Annotated in this window: 19 protein-coding genes and 1 riboswitch; of the genes, 8 read left to right on the top strand and 11 right to left on the bottom strand. The window is 73.2% G+C overall.

The window, feature by feature from the left end:
• Positions 1–43 precede the first annotated feature (43 nt).
• The 3 genes from AC1C2V_RS07980 to AC1C2V_RS07990 all read left to right on the top strand — a co-directional run bounded on the left by AC1C2V_RS07980 (position 44) and on the right by AC1C2V_RS07990 (position 2,930).
• Positions 44–940, top strand: a complete 897-nt coding sequence (locus AC1C2V_RS07980) for an exodeoxyribonuclease III (protein ID WP_495389040.1) — start codon at positions 44–46, stop codon at positions 938–940.
• Between the two features lie 50 nt (positions 941–990).
• Complete coding sequence (locus AC1C2V_RS07985) at positions 991–1,659, top strand: septum formation family protein (protein ID WP_495389041.1); 669 nt, start codon at positions 991–993, stop codon at positions 1,657–1,659.
• A gap of 256 nt (positions 1,660–1,915) precedes the next feature.
• Positions 1,916–2,081: riboswitch (cyclic di-AMP (ydaO/yuaA leader) on the top strand.
• A gap of 3 nt (positions 2,082–2,084) precedes the next feature.
• Complete coding sequence (locus AC1C2V_RS07990; protein WP_495389042.1) at positions 2,085–2,930, top strand: C40 family peptidase; 846 nt, start codon at positions 2,085–2,087, stop codon at positions 2,928–2,930.
• A gap of 120 nt (positions 2,931–3,050) precedes the next feature.
• Here the strand turns inward: AC1C2V_RS07990 and clpB are convergent, their stop codons facing one another.
• Positions 3,051–5,693 (bottom strand): ATP-dependent chaperone ClpB, encoded by a 2,643-nt coding sequence (clpB, locus tag AC1C2V_RS07995; RefSeq protein WP_495389043.1) that lies wholly within the window; start codon positions 5,691–5,693, stop codon positions 3,051–3,053.
• 250 nt (positions 5,694–5,943) lie between these two features.
• Here clpB and AC1C2V_RS08000 point away from each other — a divergent pair, with 250 nt between their 5' ends.
• The 4 genes from AC1C2V_RS08000 (at position 5,944) to AC1C2V_RS08015 (ending at position 10,355) form a co-directional block, all read left to right on the top strand.
• Positions 5,944–6,924: an LppM family (lipo)protein gene (locus AC1C2V_RS08000; RefSeq protein WP_495389044.1), complete on the top strand. Its 981-nt coding sequence runs from the start codon at positions 5,944–5,946 to the stop codon at positions 6,922–6,924.
• Positions 6,917–7,909 (top strand): alpha/beta hydrolase, encoded by a 993-nt coding sequence (locus AC1C2V_RS08005; RefSeq protein ID WP_495389045.1) that lies wholly within the window; start codon positions 6,917–6,919, stop codon positions 7,907–7,909. The genes AC1C2V_RS08000 and AC1C2V_RS08005 overlap by 8 nt, the downstream gene beginning before the upstream one ends.
• Before the next feature lie 151 nt (positions 7,910–8,060).
• Positions 8,061–9,680, top strand: a complete 1,620-nt coding sequence (locus AC1C2V_RS08010; protein WP_495389046.1) for an AlkA N-terminal domain-containing protein — start codon at positions 8,061–8,063, stop codon at positions 9,678–9,680.
• Between the two features lie 63 nt (positions 9,681–9,743).
• Entirely contained in the window at positions 9,744–10,355 is a 612-nt protein-coding gene (locus AC1C2V_RS08015; RefSeq protein ID WP_495389047.1) for a methylated-DNA--[protein]-cysteine S-methyltransferase, read from the top strand.
• 178 nt (positions 10,356–10,533) lie between these two features.
• On the opposite strand, the gene AC1C2V_RS08020 is transcribed toward AC1C2V_RS08015, so the two are convergent.
• From AC1C2V_RS08020 to dcd, 9 genes are all read right to left on the bottom strand, one after another.
• Positions 10,534–11,598 (bottom strand): cation diffusion facilitator family transporter, encoded by a 1,065-nt coding sequence (locus AC1C2V_RS08020; protein ID WP_495389048.1) that lies wholly within the window; start codon positions 11,596–11,598, stop codon positions 10,534–10,536.
• A gap of 23 nt (positions 11,599–11,621) precedes the next feature.
• Complete coding sequence (mnhG, locus tag AC1C2V_RS08025) at positions 11,622–11,978, bottom strand: monovalent cation/H(+) antiporter subunit G (protein ID WP_495389049.1); 357 nt, start codon at positions 11,976–11,978, stop codon at positions 11,622–11,624.
• Positions 11,975–12,349, bottom strand: coding sequence for an MrpF/PhaF family protein (locus AC1C2V_RS08030; RefSeq protein WP_495389050.1), 375 nt, complete (start codon positions 12,347–12,349; stop codon positions 11,975–11,977). Before AC1C2V_RS08030 ends, mnhG begins: the two co-directional genes overlap by 4 nt.
• An 11-nt stretch (positions 12,350–12,360) precedes the next feature.
• The gene (locus AC1C2V_RS08035) at positions 12,361–12,963 is read right to left on the bottom strand and encodes a Na+/H+ antiporter subunit E (RefSeq protein WP_495389051.1); all 603 of its coding nucleotides are present in this window, start codon (positions 12,961–12,963) and stop codon (positions 12,361–12,363) included.
• Positions 12,960–14,582, bottom strand: a complete 1,623-nt coding sequence (locus AC1C2V_RS08040; RefSeq protein ID WP_495389052.1) for a Na+/H+ antiporter subunit D — start codon at positions 14,580–14,582, stop codon at positions 12,960–12,962. Before AC1C2V_RS08040 ends, AC1C2V_RS08035 begins: the two co-directional genes overlap by 4 nt.
• Positions 14,579–15,214 carry a Na(+)/H(+) antiporter subunit C gene (locus AC1C2V_RS08045; RefSeq protein WP_495389053.1) on the bottom strand — a complete coding sequence of 212 codons (636 nt, stop codon included), beginning with the start codon at positions 15,212–15,214 and terminating at the stop codon, positions 14,579–14,581. The genes AC1C2V_RS08040 and AC1C2V_RS08045 overlap by 4 nt, the downstream gene beginning before the upstream one ends.
• Positions 15,211–18,168: a Na+/H+ antiporter subunit A gene (locus AC1C2V_RS08050; RefSeq protein ID WP_495389054.1), complete on the bottom strand. Its 2,958-nt coding sequence runs from the start codon at positions 18,166–18,168 to the stop codon at positions 15,211–15,213. Before AC1C2V_RS08050 ends, AC1C2V_RS08045 begins: the two co-directional genes overlap by 4 nt.
• 80 nt (positions 18,169–18,248) lie before the next feature.
• Positions 18,249–19,373, bottom strand: a complete 1,125-nt coding sequence (locus AC1C2V_RS08055; RefSeq protein ID WP_495389055.1) for a hypothetical protein — start codon at positions 19,371–19,373, stop codon at positions 18,249–18,251.
• Between the two features lie 77 nt (positions 19,374–19,450).
• Positions 19,451–20,026 carry a dCTP deaminase gene (gene dcd / locus AC1C2V_RS08060; protein ID WP_495389056.1) on the bottom strand — a complete coding sequence of 192 codons (576 nt, stop codon included), beginning with the start codon at positions 20,024–20,026 and terminating at the stop codon, positions 19,451–19,453.
• A gap of 561 nt (positions 20,027–20,587) precedes the next feature.
• On the opposite strand from dcd, the gene AC1C2V_RS08065 reads away from it, so the two are divergent.
• Positions 20,588–20,791, top strand: coding sequence for a cold-shock protein (locus tag AC1C2V_RS08065; RefSeq protein WP_495389057.1), 204 nt, complete (start codon positions 20,588–20,590; stop codon positions 20,789–20,791).
• 120 nt (positions 20,792–20,911) lie between these two features.
• Here the strand turns inward: AC1C2V_RS08065 and AC1C2V_RS08070 are convergent, their stop codons facing one another.
• The gene (locus AC1C2V_RS08070; RefSeq protein WP_495389058.1) at positions 20,912–21,847 is read right to left on the bottom strand and encodes an urea transporter; all 936 of its coding nucleotides are present in this window, start codon (positions 21,845–21,847) and stop codon (positions 20,912–20,914) included.
• Between the last annotated feature and the right edge of the window lie 8 nt (positions 21,848–21,855).

Below are 21,855 nucleotides of genomic sequence, written 5' to 3' on the forward strand. Positions count from 1 at the left end.
AGGCCCGCCCGCTCCCCCGCGGTCCGCCGGTAGCCTGGCGCCCGTGCGCCTCGCCACCTGGAACGTGAACTCCATCCGTGCCCGCCTCGACCGCGTGATCGCTTTCCTGGAACGCTCCGGCACGGACGTGCTCGCGATCCAGGAGACCAAGTGCCGCGACGAGCAGTTCCCCATCGCGGCGTTCGAGGCCGCGGGGTACGAGGTGGCGCACGTCGGGCACTCGGCATGGAACGGCGTCGCGATCGCATCCCGGGTCGGGATCGCCGACGTCGAGACGTCGTTCCCCGGGCAGCCCGGCTTCGCCAAGCCCGCGGCGCCGCGCTCCCCCGCGAGCAAGGACGACGATGCGCCGGCGGAGGCGCCCGACGCGACACCCGACGAGGTGCCGGCCACCCTGCTCGACGTCCCGCCGCCCGTGGAGGCGCGCGCCCTGGGTGCCACGTGCGGCGGCGTGCGCGTCTGGTCGCTGTACGTGCCGCACGGCCGCGCGATCGGCGACCCGCACTACGCCTACAAGCTCGCGTGGCTCGACACGCTGCGCGAGGACGCGTGCGGCTGGCTCGCCGCCGACCCCGACGCCCAGGTCGCTCTCGTGGGCGACTGGAACGTCATCCCGCTCGACACGGACGTCTACGACCCGGCCGCATTCGCCGGACACACCCACGTCACCCCCGCCGAGCGGGAGGCGTTCGCCGCCTTCGCCGACGCGGGATACACCGAGGTGACGCGCGAGCATCTGCCGGCCGAGCACACCTACACGTACTGGGACTACCAGCAGCTCGCCTTTCCCCGGAACAAGGGCCTGCGGATCGACTTCGCGTACGCCTCGCCCGCGGTGCGGCGTCGCGTGACCGGCGTGGCGATCGATCGCGACGAGCGCAAGGGCAAGGGCGCGAGCGACCACGTGCCGGTGATCCTCGACCTGTCCGACGCCGCCTGAGGCGGGCCGGGACCTCCAGGAGCAGGCCGTGAGCACGCGATGAGCAGACCATGAGCACAGACCCGTCGACCCCCGACGCCGCGGTGGGTCAGCACCCGCCGGACCCGACCTTTGCGGCGCCGACCCCGCCCGGCGTCCTGCCGGCCGAAGGTCTGGCCGACGCGCCGCTCCCCGGCGGCTCCACGGGGGCCCTCCCGGCGACGTCGTCCCGCCCGACCCCCTCGCCTGGGGACCGCGCCCGCGGGCGGCGGCGAGCCACCCGCGCAGCCGCGGGCGTCGTCGCGCTCGCCGCGGTCGCGGGCGGTCTCGCGCTCGGGGTCGCGACAGCGCGCGACCGGGCGTGGGCGCCGCTGCCGCCCGACGTCGCGTCCCCGAAGGAGGCGAACGCCGTGCAGCTCGTGCTGGGCTCGTGCCTGCGCGACCTGCCGGACGGCGACCTCGCCCGGGTCACCGCGGTGCCGTGCGGGGAGGACCACGCCGCGCAGGTGGTGGGCCGCACCGACGCCGCCCCGGACGCCGTCTGGCCGGGCACGGACGCCCTGGTGCGCCGGACCTCCGCCGTGTGCGGGCCGGAGCAGCTCGGGCCCGCCGGTCGCGACGTCGAGGGCGTGGAGTTCGTCGTCCTGACGCCCTCCGAGGCGGGGTGGGAGGCGGGGGACCGCGCCGGGCTGTGCCTCGCGGTGCCGGAGGGCGGCGGCGCCGTCGACCTGCTGTCCTGAGCCGCACCGACGCTGATACGTCCCGGCGCCGATGGCTACAGTGATCTTCGTCACATTCGGCGCCAGGCCTTGCGCCCGGTTCGGAGGGTGATGTCCGGACTCGTCCTGCGCGGACGCTGGGAGGTCGTCGCCGGGCGCACCACGCCCGGTGTTATCGGAACGTGCCCACGGAGGGTCGGCGGGGTTAGCGTCCTTCGACGGCGCCTGCTCCAGGTGCCGGCCGACCGGGACGCAGCCGAGTGCTGCCGGCGTCCCGGTGACCACGAAACTCACGGCAGCAGCGGGAGACCCACATCTCTTCCGGCCGGCCGCCCGGACCGACACGGTCCGGACGCTCCCGGCCTTGGGGTTCAGCCATCTTTCGATGGCAGGCCAACGATCTCGGCCTCACCCGACAGCTCATCTCGCAGGCTGGAGGTCCACCCATGCCCACGACCCTCGACCCTGCGCGCCCCGGCACCGTCGCCGTGGCGGCCTCCCGCCCCCGGCGCGCCATCGTCGCCCTCGGCCTCGCCGCAGCCCTCACCGGCGGCGGCCTCGTCGCCACCGCCCCCCACGCCTCCGCCGCGACCGGCTCGGCGTCCGCGAGCGTCAGCTCCGTCGCCGTCCACACCGCCAAGGCCAAGACCAAGCCCCGCACCGTCTTCAAGGCGACCAAGCACACCGTCGCCAGGACCTCGGGCAAGTACCGCCCCGCGTTCTCGATGAAGGTCACGCACGCCGGCAAGGCCGTCTCCGGTCGCGCCAAGCTGGTGCTGAACGGCAAGGTCGTCTCGACCAGGAAGCTGCACAGCGGCAAGTCGACGTTCAAGCCGTACTGGTCCACGTACAAGTCGGGCAAGAACCGGGTACGCATCGTCGTCTACCCGACGTCGAACAACCTCGCGAACAAGTCGTCGCGCACCACCGGCGTGACCAAGAAGACCGGGTCGTCCGTCGTGGCGCTCGCCAAGAAGCAGGTCGGCAAGCGCTACGTGTCCGGCGCCGCCGGCCCGAACTCCTTCGACTGCTCCGGTCTCACCTCGTACGTGTACAAGAAGGCGATCGGCAAGAAGCTCCCGCGGACGTCCTCCGCCCAGAGGAACGTCGGCAAGGTCATCTCGCGGAGCAAGGCCAAGCCCGGTGACCTCATCTGGTCCCCCGGGCACGTCGCCATCTACGTCGGCAACGGCAAGCAGATCGACGCCGCCCGCCCGGGGGTCGGCGTGGTCAAGCGCTCGATCTGGCAGAGCAGCCCCAAGTTCATCCGCGTCAGCAGCAAGGCGATCTGACCTTCTCGCCGAGATAGACAAGCTGGTTCGCCGAGATAGAGAAGCTCGAAGGACGCCGCGACAGATCGCGGCGTCCTTCGAGCTTCTCTATCTCGGCGAACCAGCTTCTCTATCTCGGCGTCAGAGGACGGTCACCACGAGGCCAGCGGCGTCGGGCGCCCGGTCCACGACCACCGTGCTGCCGTCGGACACCGTGCCCGCGAGCAGCTCCTTGGCCAGCCGGTCGCCGATCTCGCGCTGCACCAGTCGGCGCAGCGGGCGGGCGCCGTACGCGGGGTCGAACCCCTCGAGCGCCAGCCACTCCCGCGCGGCGGGCGTGACGTCCACCGTGATGCGCCGGTCGGCCAGCCGCTGGGCGAACGCCGCGACCTGCAGGTCGACGATCTCGCCGAGCTCCTCGACGCTCAAGGCGTCGAAGATCACCACGTCGTCGAGCCGGTTGAGGAACTCCGGCTTGAACGACGCGCGCACGGCCGCCATGACGGCCTCGCGCCGGGCGGCGTCGTCCAGGGCCGGGTCCACGAGGAACTGCGAGCCCAGGTTCGACGTCAGCACCAGGATGACGTTGCGGAAGTCGACGGTGCGGCCCTGGCCGTCGGTGAGGCGGCCGTCGTCGAGCACCTGCAGCAGGATGTCGAAGACCTCGGGGTGGGCCTTCTCCACCTCGTCCAGCAGGACGACGGAGTAGGGCCGGCGCCGCACGGCCTCCGTGAGCTGGCCGCCCTCCTCGTAGCCGACGTACCCGGGGGGCGCGCCGACCAGCCGGGACACCGAGTGCTTCTCGGAGTACTCCGACATGTCAATGCGCACCATGGCGCGCTCGTCGTCGAACAGGAAGTCCGCCAGCGACTTGGCGAGCTCCGTCTTGCCCACGCCCGTGGGGCCGAGGAAGAGGAACGACCCGGTGGGCCGGTCGGGGTCGGAGACGCCGGCCCGCGAGCGCCGCACCGCGTCGGAGACCATGCGCACGGCCGCCTTCTGGCCGATGAGCCGCGCGCCGATGACGTCCTCCATGTGGAGGAGCTTCTCGGACTCGCCCTGCAGCATGCGCCCGGCCGGGATGCCGGTCCAGGCGGAGACCACCTCGGCGATCTCGTCCGCGCCGACCTTGTCGGCGATCATCGGACCTTGCGGGTTGAGCTGGTCGAAACCCTGCTCCTCGGTCTCGGCAGCCCCGACCGACGACTCCGCCTCGGCGCGCTCGGCCGCGTCGAGCTCGCGCTCGACCTGCGGGATCTCGCCGTACAGGATGCGGGCCGCGCCCTCGAGGTCGCCCTCGCGCTGCAGCCGGTCGGACTCGGTGCGCAGCTCGTCGATGCGGGCGCGCAGGTCGCCGACCCGGTTGTGGCCGGCCTTCTCCGACTCCCACCGCGCCGTGAGCGCGGCGAGCTCCTCGCGACGGTCGGCGAGGTCGGCGCGCAGCTTCTCCAGCCGCTCGCGCGACGCCGCGTCGCCGGTGCTCTCGGCGTCCTTGAGCACGACCTCCTCCATCTCGAGGCGCGTGACGGCGCGCTGCAGCTCGTCGATCTCGATCGGCGAGCTGTCCATCTCCATGCGCAGCCGCGACGCGGCCTCGTCGACGAGGTCGATCGCCTTGTCCGGGAGCTGGCGGCCGGTGATGTACCGGTCGGACAGCGCGGCGGCGGCGACCAGGGCCGAGTCGGCGATCGTCACCTTGTGGTGCGCCTCGTACCGCTCCTTGAGCCCGCGCAGGATGGCGACCGTGTCTTCCACGGACGGCTCGCCCACGAAGACCTGCTGGAAGCGCCGCTCCAGGGCCGGGTCCTTCTCGATGTGCTCGCGGAACTCGTCGAGCGTCGTGGCGCCGACCATCCGCAGCTCGCCGCGCGCGAGCATGGGCTTGAGCATGTTGCCGGCGTCCATCGCGCCCTCGCCACCGGCGCCCGCTCCGACGACGGTGTGCAGCTCGTCGATGAAGGTCACGACCTCGCCGTCCGACGAGGTGATCTCCTCGAGCACGGCCTTGAGCCGCTCCTCGAACTCGCCGCGGTACTTGGCGCCCGCGACCATGCTCGGCAGGTCGAGGGCGACGAGGCGCTTGTCACGCAGCGACTCGGGCACGTCGCCGGCCACGATCCGCTGGGCCAGCCCTTCGACGACGGCGGTCTTGCCGACGCCGGGCTCGCCGATGAGCACGGGGTTGTTCTTGGTGCGACGGCTCAGCACCTGCACCACGCGGCGGATCTCGGCGTCGCGCCCGATGACCGGGTCGAGCCGGCCGTCGCGCGCAGCCTGCGTGAGGTCGGTGCCGTACTGCTCCAGCGCCTTGTACGTGCCCTCGGGGTTGGGGCTTGTGACGCGGCTCGACCCGCGGACGGCGGGGAGCGCGGCACGCAGAGCGTCGGCGGTGGCGCCCGCCTCGGTGAGCGCCTGCGCCGCGGGCGACTGCCCGGCCGCCACCCCGATGAGGAGGTGCTCGGTCGAGACGTACTCGTCGCCGAGGGACTCGGCCTCCTTGCCGGCGTTCTCGAGCACCGCGCTCATGGCGCGCGACGGCGAGGGCTGGGCGACGGCGGAGCCGCTGACCTGCGGGAGCGCGACGAGGGCGGCCCGCGTGCGCTGGCCGATCTGCTGCGCGTTGGCGCCGACGGCATCGAGCAGGCCGGCAGCGACGCCGCCCTGCTGCTGCAACAGGGCGGACAGCAGGTGCACGGGCTCGAGCTGGGGATTGCCCGCCGCCGACGCCGACTGCACGGCGTCGCCGAGCGCCTGCTGCGACATGGTCGTGAGCTTGATGTCCATGGGACCTCCGTGATGACAGGGAAAACGTCTGTTCGGGGAACGCCTCCAAAGTTGAGTCTATTCCGCTCAACTTTGGTCGCAACCGCCAGCGTGTGCGCTGGTCGAGCCCGGTGGCTCGCCGCCCACGGCTAGGGGATGCTGGGGCGGTGACCACTCGAACCGGCGGCCGCCGCCGTCTCCGCACCGCGATCGCGGCGACGCTCGCCGCCGTCGGCCTCCTCGCCCTCGCCGGCTGCATGAAAAAGTCGACATGGACCTCACGCTGTCCGAGGACGACAGCGTCTCCGGCACCATGATCATGGCCTTCTCCAACCAGCTGGCCGAGACCATGGGCATGGAGCCCAGCGAGCTCTGGGACCAGGCCGGGAGCGAGCTCCAGCAGGACCTGCCCGAGGGCGCCACCCATGAGCCGTACTCCGACGACGAGTACACCGGCACCCAGATCACCTTCGCCGACATCCCGCTCGAGGAGTTCGACTCCGGCGGCGCCACCGGCGAGCAGCTGAGCGTCACCCGCGACGGCGACGAGTACGTGGTGGACGGCACCATGGACCTGTCCGAGGGCGCCGACCAGATGGGCTCGCTGCCCGAGGGCGTCATGGACTCGTTCGACGTGCAGATCTCGGTCACGTTCCCCGGCGCGGTGGGCGACACCAACGGCACGGTCGACGGCAGCACCGTCACCTGGACGCCCGCGTTCGGCGAGACCACCGAGATCCACGCCCGGGGCGCGGCCGAGCCCGGCGCGGGCGACTTCCCGTGGTGGATCGTCGGGCTCGTCGTGGGGCCGATCGTCATCGGCCTCATCGTCTGGTTCGTCGTGCGGAACAACCGCCGTTCCACCGCCGTCACCGGCGACTCCGCCCTCGCTGCGGGCACCGCGCCCGGAGCCGGCCCGACGCCCGGAGCCGGCCCGACGCCCGGAGCCGGCCCAGCGCCCGGAGCCGGCCCGACGCCGGAGGAGCAGGTGTTCGGCGCGCCCCCGGCGGCTGCGGCGCCGACCGCCCAGCCCGGGGCCGAGCCCGGCACCGGCCCCGTCGCGGAACCTCTGGAACCCGAGCCCGCCCCCGACTCGCCCGCGCCGTCCGGGCCGACCACCGGCCCGGTCGCCGAGCCGCTCGAGCCGAGCCAGCCGACCCAGCCCATCGAGCCGGAGACGCGCGCCGACGGCCCCGACACCGACGGCCCCGACACCGAGCGCCGCCCGACCGACCCGCCCCAGGGTGCCTGACGCGCGCGGCGCCGCCGGCGCCGTCGGGGCGTGGCGAGCCGACGTCCTCGGCGCGGACTTCGAGGCCCGCAGCCTGCCGCTCCCGGGCGGCGCCGAGGCCGTGCTGGTGCGGCACGTCCCGTCCACCCCGGGCAGCGACACCGGCACCCCGCCCGCCCGGACCGCCGTCCTGTACGTGAACGGCTTCGTCGACTACTTCTTCCACCCGCACGTGGCGCGCGCGGTCGCCGACCGTGGCCCCGCGTTCTACGCCGTCGACCTGCGCGGCCACGGGCGGGCGCTGGCCGCGCACACGGCCGCGGGGCACGACCCGAACCTCGTGACCGACCTCGCGCTGTACGCCCAGGACCTCGACGCCGCGGCCGACGCCGTCCGGGCGGCGGGCCACGAGCGGCTGGTCGTGCTGGGGCATTCGACGGGCGGCCTGATCGCCCCGTTGTGGGCGTCCGCCCGCCCCGGGCGGGCGGACGCGCTGGTGCTCAACAGCCCCTGGCTCGAGCTCAACGAGGGCTGGCTGAAGCGCGGACCCGTGACGTGGGCGATCGACGTCGTCGGGAGGTTCGCGCCGCGGCTCGTCGTCGGCTCGCCCGGGGAGCACTACGGGCCGGCACTGCACCACGAGTCGGGTGGCGAGTGGGACTTCGACCTCGCTTGGAAGCCGCACCACGGCTTCCCTGCGCGCGCGGGCTGGCTCCGCTCGGTGCGTCGCGCGCACCGGCGGGTGGGCCGCGGTCTGGACCTGACGATCCCGGTGCTGGCGCTCTCCTCGAACCGTTCCGGCCCTGCCCGGGCGTGGCACCCTGAGCTGGTCACCACCGACTCCGTGCTCGACGTCGAGCACATCCGCGAGCGGGCGCCGCGCCTGGGCACGGACGTCACCCTCCGCATCATCCCCGGCGGCGCGCACGACCTCGCCCTGTCGCCCGAGCCCGCCCGCGACACCTACCTCGCCGCCGTCCTCGACTGGGTCGACGAGCTCCCCTAGCTCGCCGAACAGGCGGTTGACACCGTGATGCGTCCGAAGACGGCCCCATCACGGTGTCAACCGCCTGTTCGGCAGCGGGGGGCCGAGCGGCGGTCTCCGTCGTGTCCGATTCCCGCTAGCCCCCGCCGGTGCCGGGCGTGAGGATGGGGTCATGACCACGACAGCCCACCCCCGCGCGACGGCAGACGACCCGCAGGTCTTCGCCGAGCGGTACCGCGCCATCGCCGCGCGCGACACGCGGTTCGACGGGCAGTTCTTCACCGCGGTGCGCACGACGGGCATCTACTGCCGGCCGTCGTGCCCGGCCCGGACGCCCAAGCCGGAGAACGTCACGTTCTACCTGACGTCGGCCGCGGCGCACGAGGCCGGCTTCCGCGCCTGCAAGCGCTGCCTGCCCGAGGCCGCGCCCGGCACACCCGCCTGGGACCTACGCCACGACCTGGCCGCCAGGGCCATGCGGCTCATCGCCGACGGCGTCGTGGACCGGGAGGGCACCGACGGCCTCGCGGGCCGGCTCGGGTACAGCTCGCGGCACGTGCACCGGCTGCTCGCCGCGGAGCTCGGGGCCGGCCCGCTCGCCCTCGCCCGCGCCCAGCGCGCGCAGACGGCCCGCAGCCTCGTGGTCGCGACCGACCTCCCGCTCTCGGACGTCGCGTTCGCCGCCGGCTTCGGGTCGATCCGCCAGTTCAACGACACGGTGGTCGAGGTCTTCGACGTCACGCCGAGCGAGCTGCGGGCCCGCGCCCGGCGCCGGTCCGTGCCCACGGTGCCGGCCCCGCGGGCGTGGCGTGCCGACGGCGAGGGTCCCGACGTCGCGGCCGGGTGCGCCGTCGCGGGAGTGCGGCTCGCCCTCGAGCTGCCCGTGCGGGAGCCGTTCGACGCGCGCGGGGTGCTGTCGTTCCTCGCCGCACGCGCGGTCGACGGCGTCGAGGTCGCCGACGTGGCCGGGGACGACGTGCGGTACGCCCGCACGCTGCACCTGCCGCACGGGCCGGGGGCGGCGGAGATCGAGGCCGGTCCCGGTGTCGGGCCGGGCCGCGTCGCGGTGCGGCTGGAGCTCGCCTCCGCCGCGGACGTCTCGGTCGCGGTGACGCGCCTGCGCCGGATGCTCGACCTCGACGCCGACCCCGCCGCCGTCGACTCCGCCCTCGCGTCCGACCCGGCGCTCGCCCCGCTGGTCGCCGCGACCCCGGGCCTCCGGGTGCCCGGCGCCGTCGACCCGCACGAGCTGGTGGTCCGCGCCATCGTGGGTCAGCAGATCAGCGTCGCGGCCGCGCGCACCCACCTGGGCCGGCTCGCCGTCGGCGCGGGCACCCCGTACGCGTCGGCCGTGCCCGGCCTCGCCCGGCTCTTCCCGACCCCCGCCCAGGTCACCGCCTCCGCCGCTACGTACCTGCGCCTGCCGGCGCGCTCGCTCGCGACCCTCGCGGACACCACCCGAGCCCTCGACGACGGCTCGCTCGCGGTCGGCGTCGGGGAGGACGCCGACGAGCTGCGCGCCGCGCTCGTTGCCCGGCCCGGCATCGGGCCCTGGACCGCGGCGTACGTGGCGATGCGGGTGCTGCGCGACCCGGACGCCTGGCTCGACGGCGACGTCGCGCTGCTCGCCGGAGCACGCGCCGCCGGCGTCGACCTGCCCGGCCTCCCCGACGACGCCTCCCGCGCCGCCCGGTCCCGCGCCCTCGCCTCCCGCGCCGAACGCTGGGCACCCTGGCGCTCGTACGCCGCGATGCACCTGTGGCGCGCCGCCCTCCCGCCGACCATGCAGTAGCGCTCGCTTTCCAGCCACCGTCCGACCCGAACTGCCTGTTCGGCACCTGACCTGGAGGTTCTGATGACCACCACCACGACGACCGCACCCACCACCACGACGACCGCACCCACCACCACGACGACCGCACCCACCACCACGACGACCGCACCCACCACCACCGCCCGCGCCACCACCGTCGCCACGCCGGACGGGCCCTTCACCATCGTCGCCGACCCCGACGGCACGGTGCTCGCCTCCGGCTGGACGCCGGACCCGGCGGCGCTGGTCGGGCTCACGCACCCGGACGTGCGGCCCGGCGGGACGGCGCCCGTGCCCGAGGACGACCCGGCCGTCGCCACCGCCGCCGCTGCGGTGCGCGCCTACTACGCGGGTGACGTGCGCGCGATCGACGCCGTCCCGGTCCGCCAGGTCTCCGGCCCGTACCGGTCCCACGCGTGGGACGTGCTACGCACGGTCGACCCGGGCGAGCCCGTGACGTACACCCGCTACGCCGAGCTCTCCGGGCGGCCCGCGGCCGTCCGCGCCGCGGCCGGCGCCTGCGCGATGAACGCGGCCGCCCTGTTCGTCCCGTGCCACCGCGTGCTCCGCACCGACGGCAGCCTCGGCGGCTTCCGCTACGGCCTGGACGTCAAGCGCAGCCTCCTCGCCCACGAGGCCCGCCACGCCGGTTGAGCGACACGCTGGTTGAGCCTGTCGAGACCGGTTTCGACAGGCTCAACCAGCGGGCGTTTCGACAAGCTCAACCAGCGGACGTTTCGACAGGCTCAACCGGCGGACGCTTCGACAAGCTCAACCGGCGGACGCTTCGACAGGCTCAACCAGCGGACGCTTCGACAAGCTCAACCAGCGGTCAGAGCGACGGCTCCTCCGGCGTCGACACGGTGAACACGGCCCCCGCGATGGCGGGCACCCGCGTGGCGGCCCGCTCGAGGTCGTCGAGCCGACCCGCGACGGTCGCCTCCTGCTCGTTGCCACGCAGGTCCACGCTCGCCACGAGGTACAGCGATCGCGGCCCGACATACTCCAACCGCAGGTAGGTCACCCGCTCCACCTGCGGCATCGTGATCAGGTGCGCGAGCACCGCCGCGCGGGTCGCGGGCCGGGCCGCCTCGCCGACGAGGAAACGCCGGTTGCGGTCGACGAGCACGAGCGAGACGACGGCGAGCACGACGCCGACGACGATCGAGCCGAGGGCGTCGGGCACGGGCGACCCGGTGAGCTGGTGGGCGAGCACGCCGGCGAACGCGACGACGAGCCCGATGAGCGCGGCGGCGTCCTCGGCGAAGACGGCGCGCAGGGTGGGGTCGGACGTGACGAGCACGTGGTGCAGCACGTCGTGCTCGGCCTTCTTCGCCTCGGCCCGCGCCTGCCGCGTGGCCCGGAGGAACGACGTGCCCTCGAGCAGGAACGCCAGGCCGAGCACGGCGTACGCGACGCCGAAGTCGCTGGCGGGCTCGGGGTGCACCAGCTCCTGGATGCCGTGCGTGATGGACACGCCGGCGCCGACGGCGAACAGCCCGATGGCGGCGAACATCGACCACACGTAGGCCTCGCGGCCGAAGCCGAGCGGGTGCAGCAGGTCTGCGGGTCGGTGCGACCGGCGGTCGGCGACGAACAGGAAGATCTCGTTGCCGGTGTCGGCCCACGAGTGCACGGCCTCGGCGAGCATCGACGCCGAGCCCGTCATGACGGCCGCGGCGGACTTCGCCAGCGCCACGAACGCGTTGGCGGCGAAGGCGATCACGACCGTGCGGGTGCTCTCCCCGCCGGAGCCCGTGTCCTGGACGACCCGCGGGCTGGCGCCCGGCTCCGGCGGGGCAGCCCCGGGCTCGGGTGCCACGGGCCCGCCGAGCGCCGCGAACGGGTCGGGTTCGGGCGCGGACGACGACGGCGGGTCGGGATCGGCAGGTGCCATGTAGCCGGTCTACCAGCCGTCGGTCAGTCGGGCTCGCCGAACTCGTTGGGCCGCAGGTCCTCGGGGTGGACCTTGCCGGTGCGGAACCCGGCCCGCCCCACCATGTGCGCCGCGACGGGCGAGGTGATCAGCTGGAACGCCACGACCAGCACGAGCATCGCGATGGCCGACCAGCTCCGCACCCGCAGCGCGAGCGCGATGAGCATGAGGATCAGCCCCAGCACCTGCGGCTTGGTGACGGCGTGCATCCGTGCGAGCAACGACGGGAACCGCAGCAGCCCCACGCCGGCGCCGAGGGTCAGGAACGCCCCCGCGAGGAGGCACACGGCAGCGATGACGTCCGCGACCGTGGTCCACAGGCCCGGGTCCACCTCGGTCATCGCCGCTCACCTCCCTCGTCCTCGGCCTCGGCCCCGCGCGGGCCGTCGCGTACCTCGCCGCGGGGCACGTCGGCCGCCCGCGCCTGGGCGGCGACCTCCTCGGGGGTGCGCACCCGGCCCTCGCTCTCAGGCTCGCGCGCGGCGAATCGCGCCATCGTCACCGAGCCGACGAAGCCGACCATGGACAGCGCCACGAGGATCGGGATGGTCTCGGTGCGGCGCGACCAGATGGCCTCGATCGCGATGGCGCCCACGAGGGTCACGGTGAGGGTGTCGAACGCGACGGCCCGGTCGAGCATCGACGGCCCGCGCTCCACGCGCACCAGCGCGAGCAGCGCGGCGACCGCCACGAGCACGGCAGCTGCGATCACGGCGACGAGCATCATGCGTCCCCTTTCCCGGGGTGTCCGACGCCGGCGGCGTCGGGCTCCAATCCGCACCGCGCCAGCACCGGCGCGCTCGCGAAGGCGCGCAGCACGCGCTCCTCGAGCGCGAGGGTGTCGCGACGCACGGCCTCGGGCCCTCCGGCCGCGTCGATGTCCAGCACGTGCAGGTAGACGATGCCGGTGCTGCGGCGCGCCTCCACGACCAGCGACCCCGGCACCAGCGACGACATCAGGGCGGTGATGGTGAGGTATGCGTCCTCGGGGTTGCGCAGCCGCACCGCCACGATCGCGCCGCGCGGCGTGGGCCCGGGCCGGATCGCCGCCCAGGCGACGTCGAACGAGGCCACGAACAGGTCGGACACGAAGCGGCCCACCAGCACCGCGGCGCGCCACGGCCGGACCGTGCCGTGCATCGTGATGGGCGGCAGCGGGAACAGGGTCAGCACCAGCGCGGCGAGCGCCGCGCCGGCGATGACGTTGGCCCACGACAGGTCGCCCCACAGCAGCACCCAGATCAGGGTGAGCAGCGCCAGGGCGTGCCACTGCGAGCCGAGACGGCGCAGCAGGCGCACGGGGCGGCGGCGCGGGTGCAGGCTCACGGGCCGTCACTCCCCCCGGTGTCCGACGACCCGCCGTCCGACGCGTCGTCGGACACCACGTGGGACTCGCCCTGGCCGCGCTCGGCCCCGCCGGGGAAGACGGCGTCCACGTACGTGTGGCCGTCCATCGACGCGGTGGCTGCGCGCTCCGCGTAGCTGTAGAGCGGCCCGGCGGCGACGGTGAGCAGCAGGCCGAAGGCGACCAGCGCCCCGGTGGGCCAGACCATGCCGCGCGGTAGCGGCACGTCGGACTCGATCTCCTCCGACGGCGCCTGCCAGAAGGCCTTGTTCCAGGCCTTGACCACGGCGTACAGGGTGAGGAGCGACGTCACGACCGAGCCCACGACGAGCACCCACGACAGCTCGGTGCCGACGCGCACGCCCTCGGTGAGCAGACCCACCTTGCCCAGGAACCCGGACAGGGGTGGTATGCCCGCCAGGTTGAGCGCCGGCACGAAGAACAGCACGGCCAGGCCCGGCGCGAGCTTGGCGAGGCCACCGAGCCGGTCCAGCGAGGTCGACCCGCCACGCCATTCGACGAGCCCCACCACCAGGAACAGAGCCGTCTGGACAGAGATGTGGTGCACCACGTAGTAGATGGCCGCGGCAGTCCCCGCCTCGGAGGCGAGCGCGATGCCGAAGATCATGTAGCCGATGTGACTGACCAGGGTGAACGACAACAGTCGTTTGACGTCGTTCTGCGCCACGGCGCCCAGGATCCCGATCACCATGGTGAGCAGCGCCAGCACCATCAGCACCTGGTCCACCGTCGGGTTGTCGGGGAACAGCAGCGTCTGCGTGCGCAGGATGGAGTACACGCCCACCTTGGTGAGCAGGCCCGCGAACACGGCCGTGACCGGCGCGGGCGCCGTCGGGTACGAGTCGGGCAGCCACGCGGACAGCGGGAAGATGGCGGCCTTGATGCCGAAGGCGAGCAGCAGCAGGATCTGCAGCGCGGTCCGCACGGTCGGGTCGATCTCGGGCAGCCGCTCCGCGAGCTGCGCCATGTTGACCGTGCCGGTGGCGCCGTAGATGAGCGCGATGGCGGTGAGGAAGAGCAAAGACGACAGCAGCGCGACGACGACGTACACCGACCCTGCGCGGATGCGCTCGGCGGTGCCACCGAGCGTCAGGAGCACGGACGACGCGGCGAGCAGGATCTCGAAGCCGACGTAGAGGTTGAACAGGTCGCCGGTGAGGAACGCGTTCGCGACGCCGGCGGCCAGGATGAGGAACGTCGGGTGGAAGATCGCGACCGGGATCATGTCGCCGCGCTGGGTGCCGGGCTCGTCCTCCCCCTCGGGCACGCCCTGCCCCTGGGAGTACAGCAGCACGCACAGCAGCATCACGCTGGAGACCGTGAGCATGACGGCGGAGATGCGGTCGGCCACGAGGTCGATCCCGACCGGCGCGGCCCAGCTCCCGATCTCCACCACGATCGGCCCGGAGTCCGCCGCGAACAGCAGGCCCACGGACGCCGCGGTGACGGCGGCGAGCGCGGTGACGCTGATGATGCGCTGCAGCTTGGCGTAGCGGTGCAGGGCGAGCGTCAGCCCCGCCGCGAACAGCGGCAGCATGACGGGCAGCGGCACGAGCGTCTCGACGGACCAGGGGGTCACGAGCGTCCCTCCTCGTCGTCAGCACGCTCGTCGTCAGCACGCTCGTCGTCAGCACGCTCGTCGTCAGCACGCTTGTCGTCAGCACGTTTGTCGGTGGCACGCTTGTGGGTTGCACGCTTGTCGGTGGCACGCTTGTCGGTGGCCCCGCCGACCTCGTCCGAGCTGTCGTCGACGTCGTCGTAGACGTCGGCGGCCTCCTCGTCGAGCGTCTTGTCGGGCTCGGTGTCGTCCGCGTCCTCGAACGCCGGCGCGTTGAGGGCGGCGTGGCGGGCCACGCGCCGGTCCTCGACGTCGTCCGCCACCTCGTCGTGCCCGTGCAGCTGCCACGACCGGTAGGCCATGGCCAGCACGAACGCGGTGAGGGCCAGCGTGATGACGATCGAGGTGAGCACCATCGCCTGGGCGAGCGGGTCGCTCATCCGCTCGCCGTCGGGGGCGTTGCCCACGATGGGCGAGGCGCCCGAGCGGCCGCCCGCGACCAGCAGCATGAGGTTGACGCCGTTGCCGATGAGCACGAAGCCGAGCAGCACGCGGGTGAGCGGCCGCTCCAGCAGGAGGTAGACGCCCGTGGCGAACAGGACGCCGATGGCCACCACGAGGACGGCGGACGGGGTGTTCTCGAGGACGGTCATCGGGCGGCCCCCTCACGCTCGTCGGGCGCCTGGACCTCGGCCACGACGGTGCGCGCGGGCCGCGGGTCCTGCCGGTCGATCTCGGCGCCGAGCGTGCGCAGCAGGTCGAGCACCAGACCCACCACGACGAGCATCACGCCGATGTCGAAGAACAGCGAGGTCACGAGGTGGACGTCGCCCAGCACGGGCACGTCGTACCAGTGGAAGATGGTGCTCTGCAGCACCTCCTGGCCGGCGACGAGCGTCGCGAGCCCCACGCCGGCGGACAGGAACAGGCCGGTGCCCAGCAGCACGCCGGGGTTGACCGGAGCGGCCTCGCCGAGCTCGTAGCGCCCACCCGCGAGGTAGCGCACCGCGAACGCGATACCCACCACGAGCCCCGCCGCGAAGCCACCTCCGGGCGCGTTGTGACCGCTGAACAGCAGGAACACCGCGAACACGATCATGGCATGGAAGATCACGCGGGTGATGACCTCGAACAGCACGGACCTGCGCTCGGGCTCCATCGTGCTGCCCGCGGCGAGCCACACCCGGCGGGTGTGCGGGTCGGCCTGGCTGACCTCGTCCACCCGGGACAGCCGCAGCACCTCGCCGCTGCGCTGCCGCAGGAAGACGAGGGACGCCACGCCGGTGGCCGCGACGAGCAGCACCGAGATCTCGCCGACCGTGTCCCAGGCGCGGATGTCCACGAGCGTCACGTTGACGATGTTCTTGCCGCCGCCCCACTCCACCGACTCGGCCGGGAAGCTGGTACTGATCGGTTCGGCCACCCGCACCAGCGGCGCCGCGACCGTGAACGCCATCATGACGAAGCCCGTGACCACGGCCAGCGCGAGCCGCAGCCAGCGGCTGGTCGTGAGCGGCCGGTCCGTGAAGTACGGGGGCAGGCGCCGCAGCACCAGCACCATGATGACCAGGGTGATCGTCTCGCACAGCACCTGGGTGAGGGCGAGGTCGGGGGCGCCGTGCAGCATGAACAGGGTCGCGTTGGCGTAGCCCGCGGCGCCGACGAGCACCACGGCCTTGAGGCGGCGGCGCGCGCGGGCGGCCAGCACGCATGCGACGACGATGATCGCGACGACCGCGACATCGGCCGGGCGGTCCCAGGGCACGACCTCGATCCGGGGCGTGCCACGGATCAACCCGGTCGCGATCACCGTGCCCGGGGCGACGGCGAGGACGACGAGGATGATGCCGAGGTAGACCGGCAGGGAACCGCGCTGCGTGACGGCCGTGACGTCGGCCGCGACGTCGTCCAGCCGTCGCATCGTGCGCCGGTACACGACGTCGGCCCCGCGCGGGGACCACAGGGCGCCCTGGGCCCGCTCCACCCACGAGCGCTGCCAGAACAGCACGAACCCGACCAGGAGCACGAGGACAGTGAGCCCGAGGACGGGGGTCAGGCCGCCCCAGAGCACCAGGTGCCCGGGCTCCCCGGCGGGATAGCGGTCCGCGTACGGAGCGAGGAGGCGCTCCCCCGTCCCCGGCACTAGCGCGACCGCCAGGCCGCCCGCCGCGAGCACGAGCGGCGGGCCGACCAACAGCCAGGGATGGCGCCGCACCGGCGTCGCGGGGGCAGGCTCCGCCGCGGCGTCCCGCCCCTCGCCCTCGACGACGCCGGCCCCGGCCGCCGCCGCACCGGGCCGCCGCTTCGTGCCGAACGCGCCCCACACGAACCGCAGGCCGTAGGCGACCGTCAGGGCCGAGCCCACGACCACGGCGACGAGCGCGATCGCCTCGACGGCGCCCGCGCCGTGCGTGACGTCGTGCCACAGGCCCTCGAGCGCGGCTTCTTTGGCCACGTACCCCGCGAACGGCGGGAACCCGATCATCGACGCCGTCGCGAGCACGCCCGCCACGGTGGTCAACGGCATGGTGCGCCACAGCCCGGAGAGCTTGCGCAGGTCGCGGGTGCCGGTCGCGACGTCGATGCCGCCGACCACGAGGAACAGGGCCGCCTTGAACATCGCGTGCGCCCCGAGCAGGGCCAGGCCGGCGAGCGCCAGGGCACGGTTGCCCAGCCCGAGGAGCAGCACGATCAGGCCGAGCTGGGAGACGGTGCCGAACGCCAGAACCAGCTTGAGGTCGTGCTGGCGCAGCGCCTGGTATCCGCCCAGCAGCAGCGTGCCGCCGCCGAGGACGAGCACGAGCCAGCGCCACACGGGCAGGTCCGCGAACGCGGGGGCGAAGCGGGCGACGAGGTAGACCCCCGCTTTGACCATGGCCGCCGCGTGCAGGTAGGCGGACACCGGGGTGGGGGCCGCCATCGCCGCGGGGAGCCAGAAGTGGAACGGGATGAGCGCGGACTTCGTGGCGGCGCCCGCGAGCAGGCACACGGCCGCCCAGGTCACCGCCGTGCCGGACGGCGGGTTCGCCACCACCTCCGAGACGCGCCACGTGTCGCCGACGACGCCCAGGATGATGAGGCCCACCAGCATGGCGAGCCCGCCGGCCGTCGTCACGATGATCGCCTGCATGGCCGCGCGTCGGGACGCCTTGCGGTCGGCGTAGTGGCCGATCAGCAGGTAGGAGAAGACCGTGGTGAGCTCCCAGAAGACGAACAGGAGCAGGAGGTCGTCGGCCGTGACCAACCCGACCATCGCCCCGGCGAACGCCGTGAGGACGGCGGCGAACCGGCCCAGGCCGAAGGCGTCACGCGCGAAGTAGGCCGAGCAGTAGAGGAGCACGAGGGCGCCGACGCCCCCGACCACGAGCAGCATGAACCACGCGAGCGTGTCGAGCTGCAGAGTGATCGAGAGCCCCAGGCCCGGCACCCACGGGACGTCCGTGGTGGGGAAGTCGCCGGCGGTCACCCGCGGGGTCATGGCCAGCGCGTAGACGACCGCTGCGGCCGGGCCGAGCGCCAGCACCCGGAATGCGCGCCTCCCGAGCCATGCCACCAGAGCCGGCGCCGCAAGGGCCAGCAGGAAGATGAAGAGCAGCACTGAGAGCACAGCACTCCGTCCGGTCGAGGGGCGGGGCGATGGCTTATCTTACCGTCCCGCGGCCGATGCTTCCGCCGGTGGGGCCGCTGTCAGAGGTCTTCGGGGGCGAGCAGGAAGTCCGCCTCGTCGGCGATCTCCCCGCCCACGGCGACCTGGATCGCCACCGCCATCTTCGCCACGACGTCCGCCGCGCGCCGTCGCGCGACGACGTGCGCAGGCTGCGGGAACTCCTGGTTCGCCTCGTAGAGGTCCGGCGGGTCCCAGCGCACGTGGTAGCAGATGGCCCCCGACGCGGCCCAGGGCAGGTCGCGCACCAGCAGCGGCAGCGTCTCCTCCCCGATCACCTCGACCGTGACGGAGCCGTCGAGGCCGAGATCGCTCGCCAGGCCGTAGGCGTCGAGCACCATCGGCGCCTGGAGCGCCTCGATGTCGATGTCGTCGGCACGCGCGTGGATCGACGTGCGCACCTCGGGGTCGAGCGGCTCGCCCGGGTACAGGGGGCGGTCCGCGATCCCCTTCGGCGGGCCCTGGTACGGCTTGCCCTCGGTGGCGAGCACGACGCGAGGGTGCACGGCCTGCAGCACGCGGTGCGCGGCCTGCGGGTCCAGCCAGATGTCGGAGTACACGGTGAGGTCCACGGCCACCCCGGGATCGGGGGTGAGCACCATGCCGGGCCCCGCGCTGCGGCGGCCGCCGTCGGCCTCGTCCCAGGTGCCGGCGACGTCGAGGCGCACCGAGCCGCCCAGACGACGGGCGGCCTGCAGCAGCCAGGTCACGACCCGCTGCTCCTCACGGTTCGGCATCGCCGCGGGGAAGGCGCGGCCCACTCCGTCCCGGTCGCCGCCGTACCGGGTGGCGTCGTCCCAGCGCTCCCGCGGGCACACGACGTCGAACACCAACGTGGTGCCGGAGGGCAGGCCGGCGTCGACCCCCTTGCCCGACGGCGCGTAGGGGCCGGCCACCGTGCTGTGCCGCGACAGCCGCAGCACGCCGGGCTCGCCCGGGTTCGCCATCCGGCCCATCGGGACGTCCGCGCCCGGTAGGTCTGCAGGAACGACGTCCCACCGCGTGCCCACGAAGCGCGACATCGCCAGCACCTCGATCTCGTCGACGACGACGTCCGAGGGCACCCCGATCAGGTGACGCGCCTGGTGCCCCTGCGCCGAGACCGGGGGCAGCGGGGGCAGGGTGTGGGCCGCCTGGTTCTGGGCCATCTGACGGAGCTCCTTCCGGGACCGGGGTGCGCCGGTGCCGGCGCGGCGGGACCGAGCGTAGCGACGTCCGGTCCCGTTCAGACGTCGCTCCGGTGGAAGGACTGCCACGACCGGCTCGCCGTCGGGCCGCGCTGCCCCTGGTAGCGCGAGCCGTACGCGTCCGAGCCGTACGGGTGCTCGGCCGGGGAGGACAGGCGGAAGAAGCACATCTGGCCGATCTTCATGCCCGGCCACAGCGTGATCGGCAGCGTCGCGACGTTGCTCAGCTCCAGCGTCACGTGCCCCGAGAACCCCGGGTCGATGAACCCGGCCGTGCTGTGCGTGAGCAGCCCGAGGCGGCCGAGGGACGACTTGCCCTCCAGGCGCGCGGCCACGTCGTCGGGCAGCGTGACGGACTCGAAGGTGGAGCCGAGCACGAACTCGCCGGGGTGCAGCACGAACGGCTCGCCCGGGACCACGTCGACGAGCCGCGTGAGCTCCGGCTGCTCCTGCGACGGGTCGATGAAGGGGTACTTGTGGTTGTCGAACAGCCGGAAGTACCGGTCGAGGCGCACGTCGATGCTCGAGGGCTGGAGCATCGACGCCTCGTACGGGTCGAGAACGACCCGCCCGGCGTCGAGCTCGGCCCGGATGTCACGGTCGGAGAGCAGCACGGGGCAACGGTAACCGGCGCGCCGGTCGCGTGTGCTGAGCCGTGCCGGGCGGGGCGGGACGTTCCTCGTGTACCCTGGAGATTGCGCACGCCGCGGGGATGGATCCCACGGCACCCTTCGGTACCTACGCATCGAAGCCAGGTCCGGCGCACGCGACAGCACCGCTGTCCAACGAATATCTCCGCACACAGAGTGCGGAGCGAAAGCAGAGAGCATCACTTCTTCCACCCTTGAACGGCCCTCGACCGCACCCGCGGCAGAGGGCACATCTGGATCGGCCCCTGTGTGGCGCCGCGCCGACGACGACCTGTGGGTCGCGACGGTAGACGGCGAGTACGGCGGCATGATCACCCGAAACTCCGACGGCTTCCACGTCCACGACCGCTACACGCGGCTGGTCGCAGTCGTCCCCTCCCTCGCCCAGGCGACGCGGCCGCATGCCCCGTCGCGCCGAGGCACCGCGCGGGCTCGTCGAGCCCGCGCCCACAACGTCACCGCCCGTCCGGGCACGACGACCGGGCCCACGTTCGCGGGTCCGTCGCAACAACGAAAGAAGACACCATGACCACCGGAACTGTGAAGTGGTTCAACGAGGAGAAGGGGTTCGGCTTCATCGCCCCCTCCGACGGCACCGCCGACGTGTTCGCGCACTACTCCGCGATCGCCGCCGACGGCTTCCGCTCCCTCAACGAGGGCCAGCAGGTCGAGTTCGACGTCACCCAGGGCCCCAAGGGCTCGCAGGCCTCGAACATCCGGCCGCTCTGACACCCCGCCGCCTGCACGCCGCGCATGCGGCGTGCAGGCGACCGGCTTTCCCACCTTCCGGCCGGCCCGCAGCCCGGCCGACAGTCCGGCCGACAGTTTGGCCGACCGCTCAGCGACGTGTCACGGACGCTTCAGAGCGGGCACGAAGGTGGCCACGACGAGCAGGATCCACGTCGTGAGGATGTACGGCCACGTGTAGTGCGGCGCGCTGGTGAGGTCGGTCATGACGAGCGTGACCACCGCGGTCACGATCGCGCCCAGCGCCGCGTAGAGCCACGACGCCGTGCTGCTGCGCAGGAACGTGACCGACAGGGCGATGGCGGTCAGCACGCCCGAGTACCCGGCGAGACCCTCCGCGATCGTGCTCGAGGTCTCCCCGAGGGCGAGCGCGCACAGGCTGCCGATCACGCTGCCCATCACGGCCGCGAGCCCGACCTTCCACGACGCGATGAACAGGCCGAGCAGGATGAGCGCCCCGGCCCAGATGCTGTTGACGAGCACGACCTCCGAGACGTTCGTGAGCAGCGATCGCAGCACCGACTCCCCCGTCCCGTCGGTGACGTGCTGGGGCGTCGAGGACACGTGCAGGCTCGTCGTCGACATGTAGACGATCCCCGCGACGGTGCAGAACGGGGCGGTGGTCGACGGGAGCCCGAAGCGCGCGAGGGGGCGCGAGGCGAAGAGCCACCCGAAGAACCAGGTCACGGGCCCACACACGAGGCCGCCGATGACGGCCAGGGCGTACGACCAGCCCTGGTCCCCACCCATCGCGGTGAAGACGGCGGCGCCGAGCAGCGCACCGTTGAAGCCCTGCATGCCCATGGACAGGGAGTCTGAGCCCACCCGCAGGACCACGCCCGCGAGCGTCGAGGCGACGGCTCCGATGACCACGAGCACGGCCATCTTCCAGTCCGCGACGACGAAGGCCGCGAGGATCAGCAACCCCGTCCACACGTTGCGCTGGAAGAAGATCTGGGACACCCCGTCAGGAAGGGTCTTGAGCGAGGACACCCATGTGTTCGGTCGTGCCCTCGCTGCGGCTCCAGTCGTCGACATGTCAGCTC

Source organism: Isoptericola sp. Y541 (assembly GCF_059445465.1).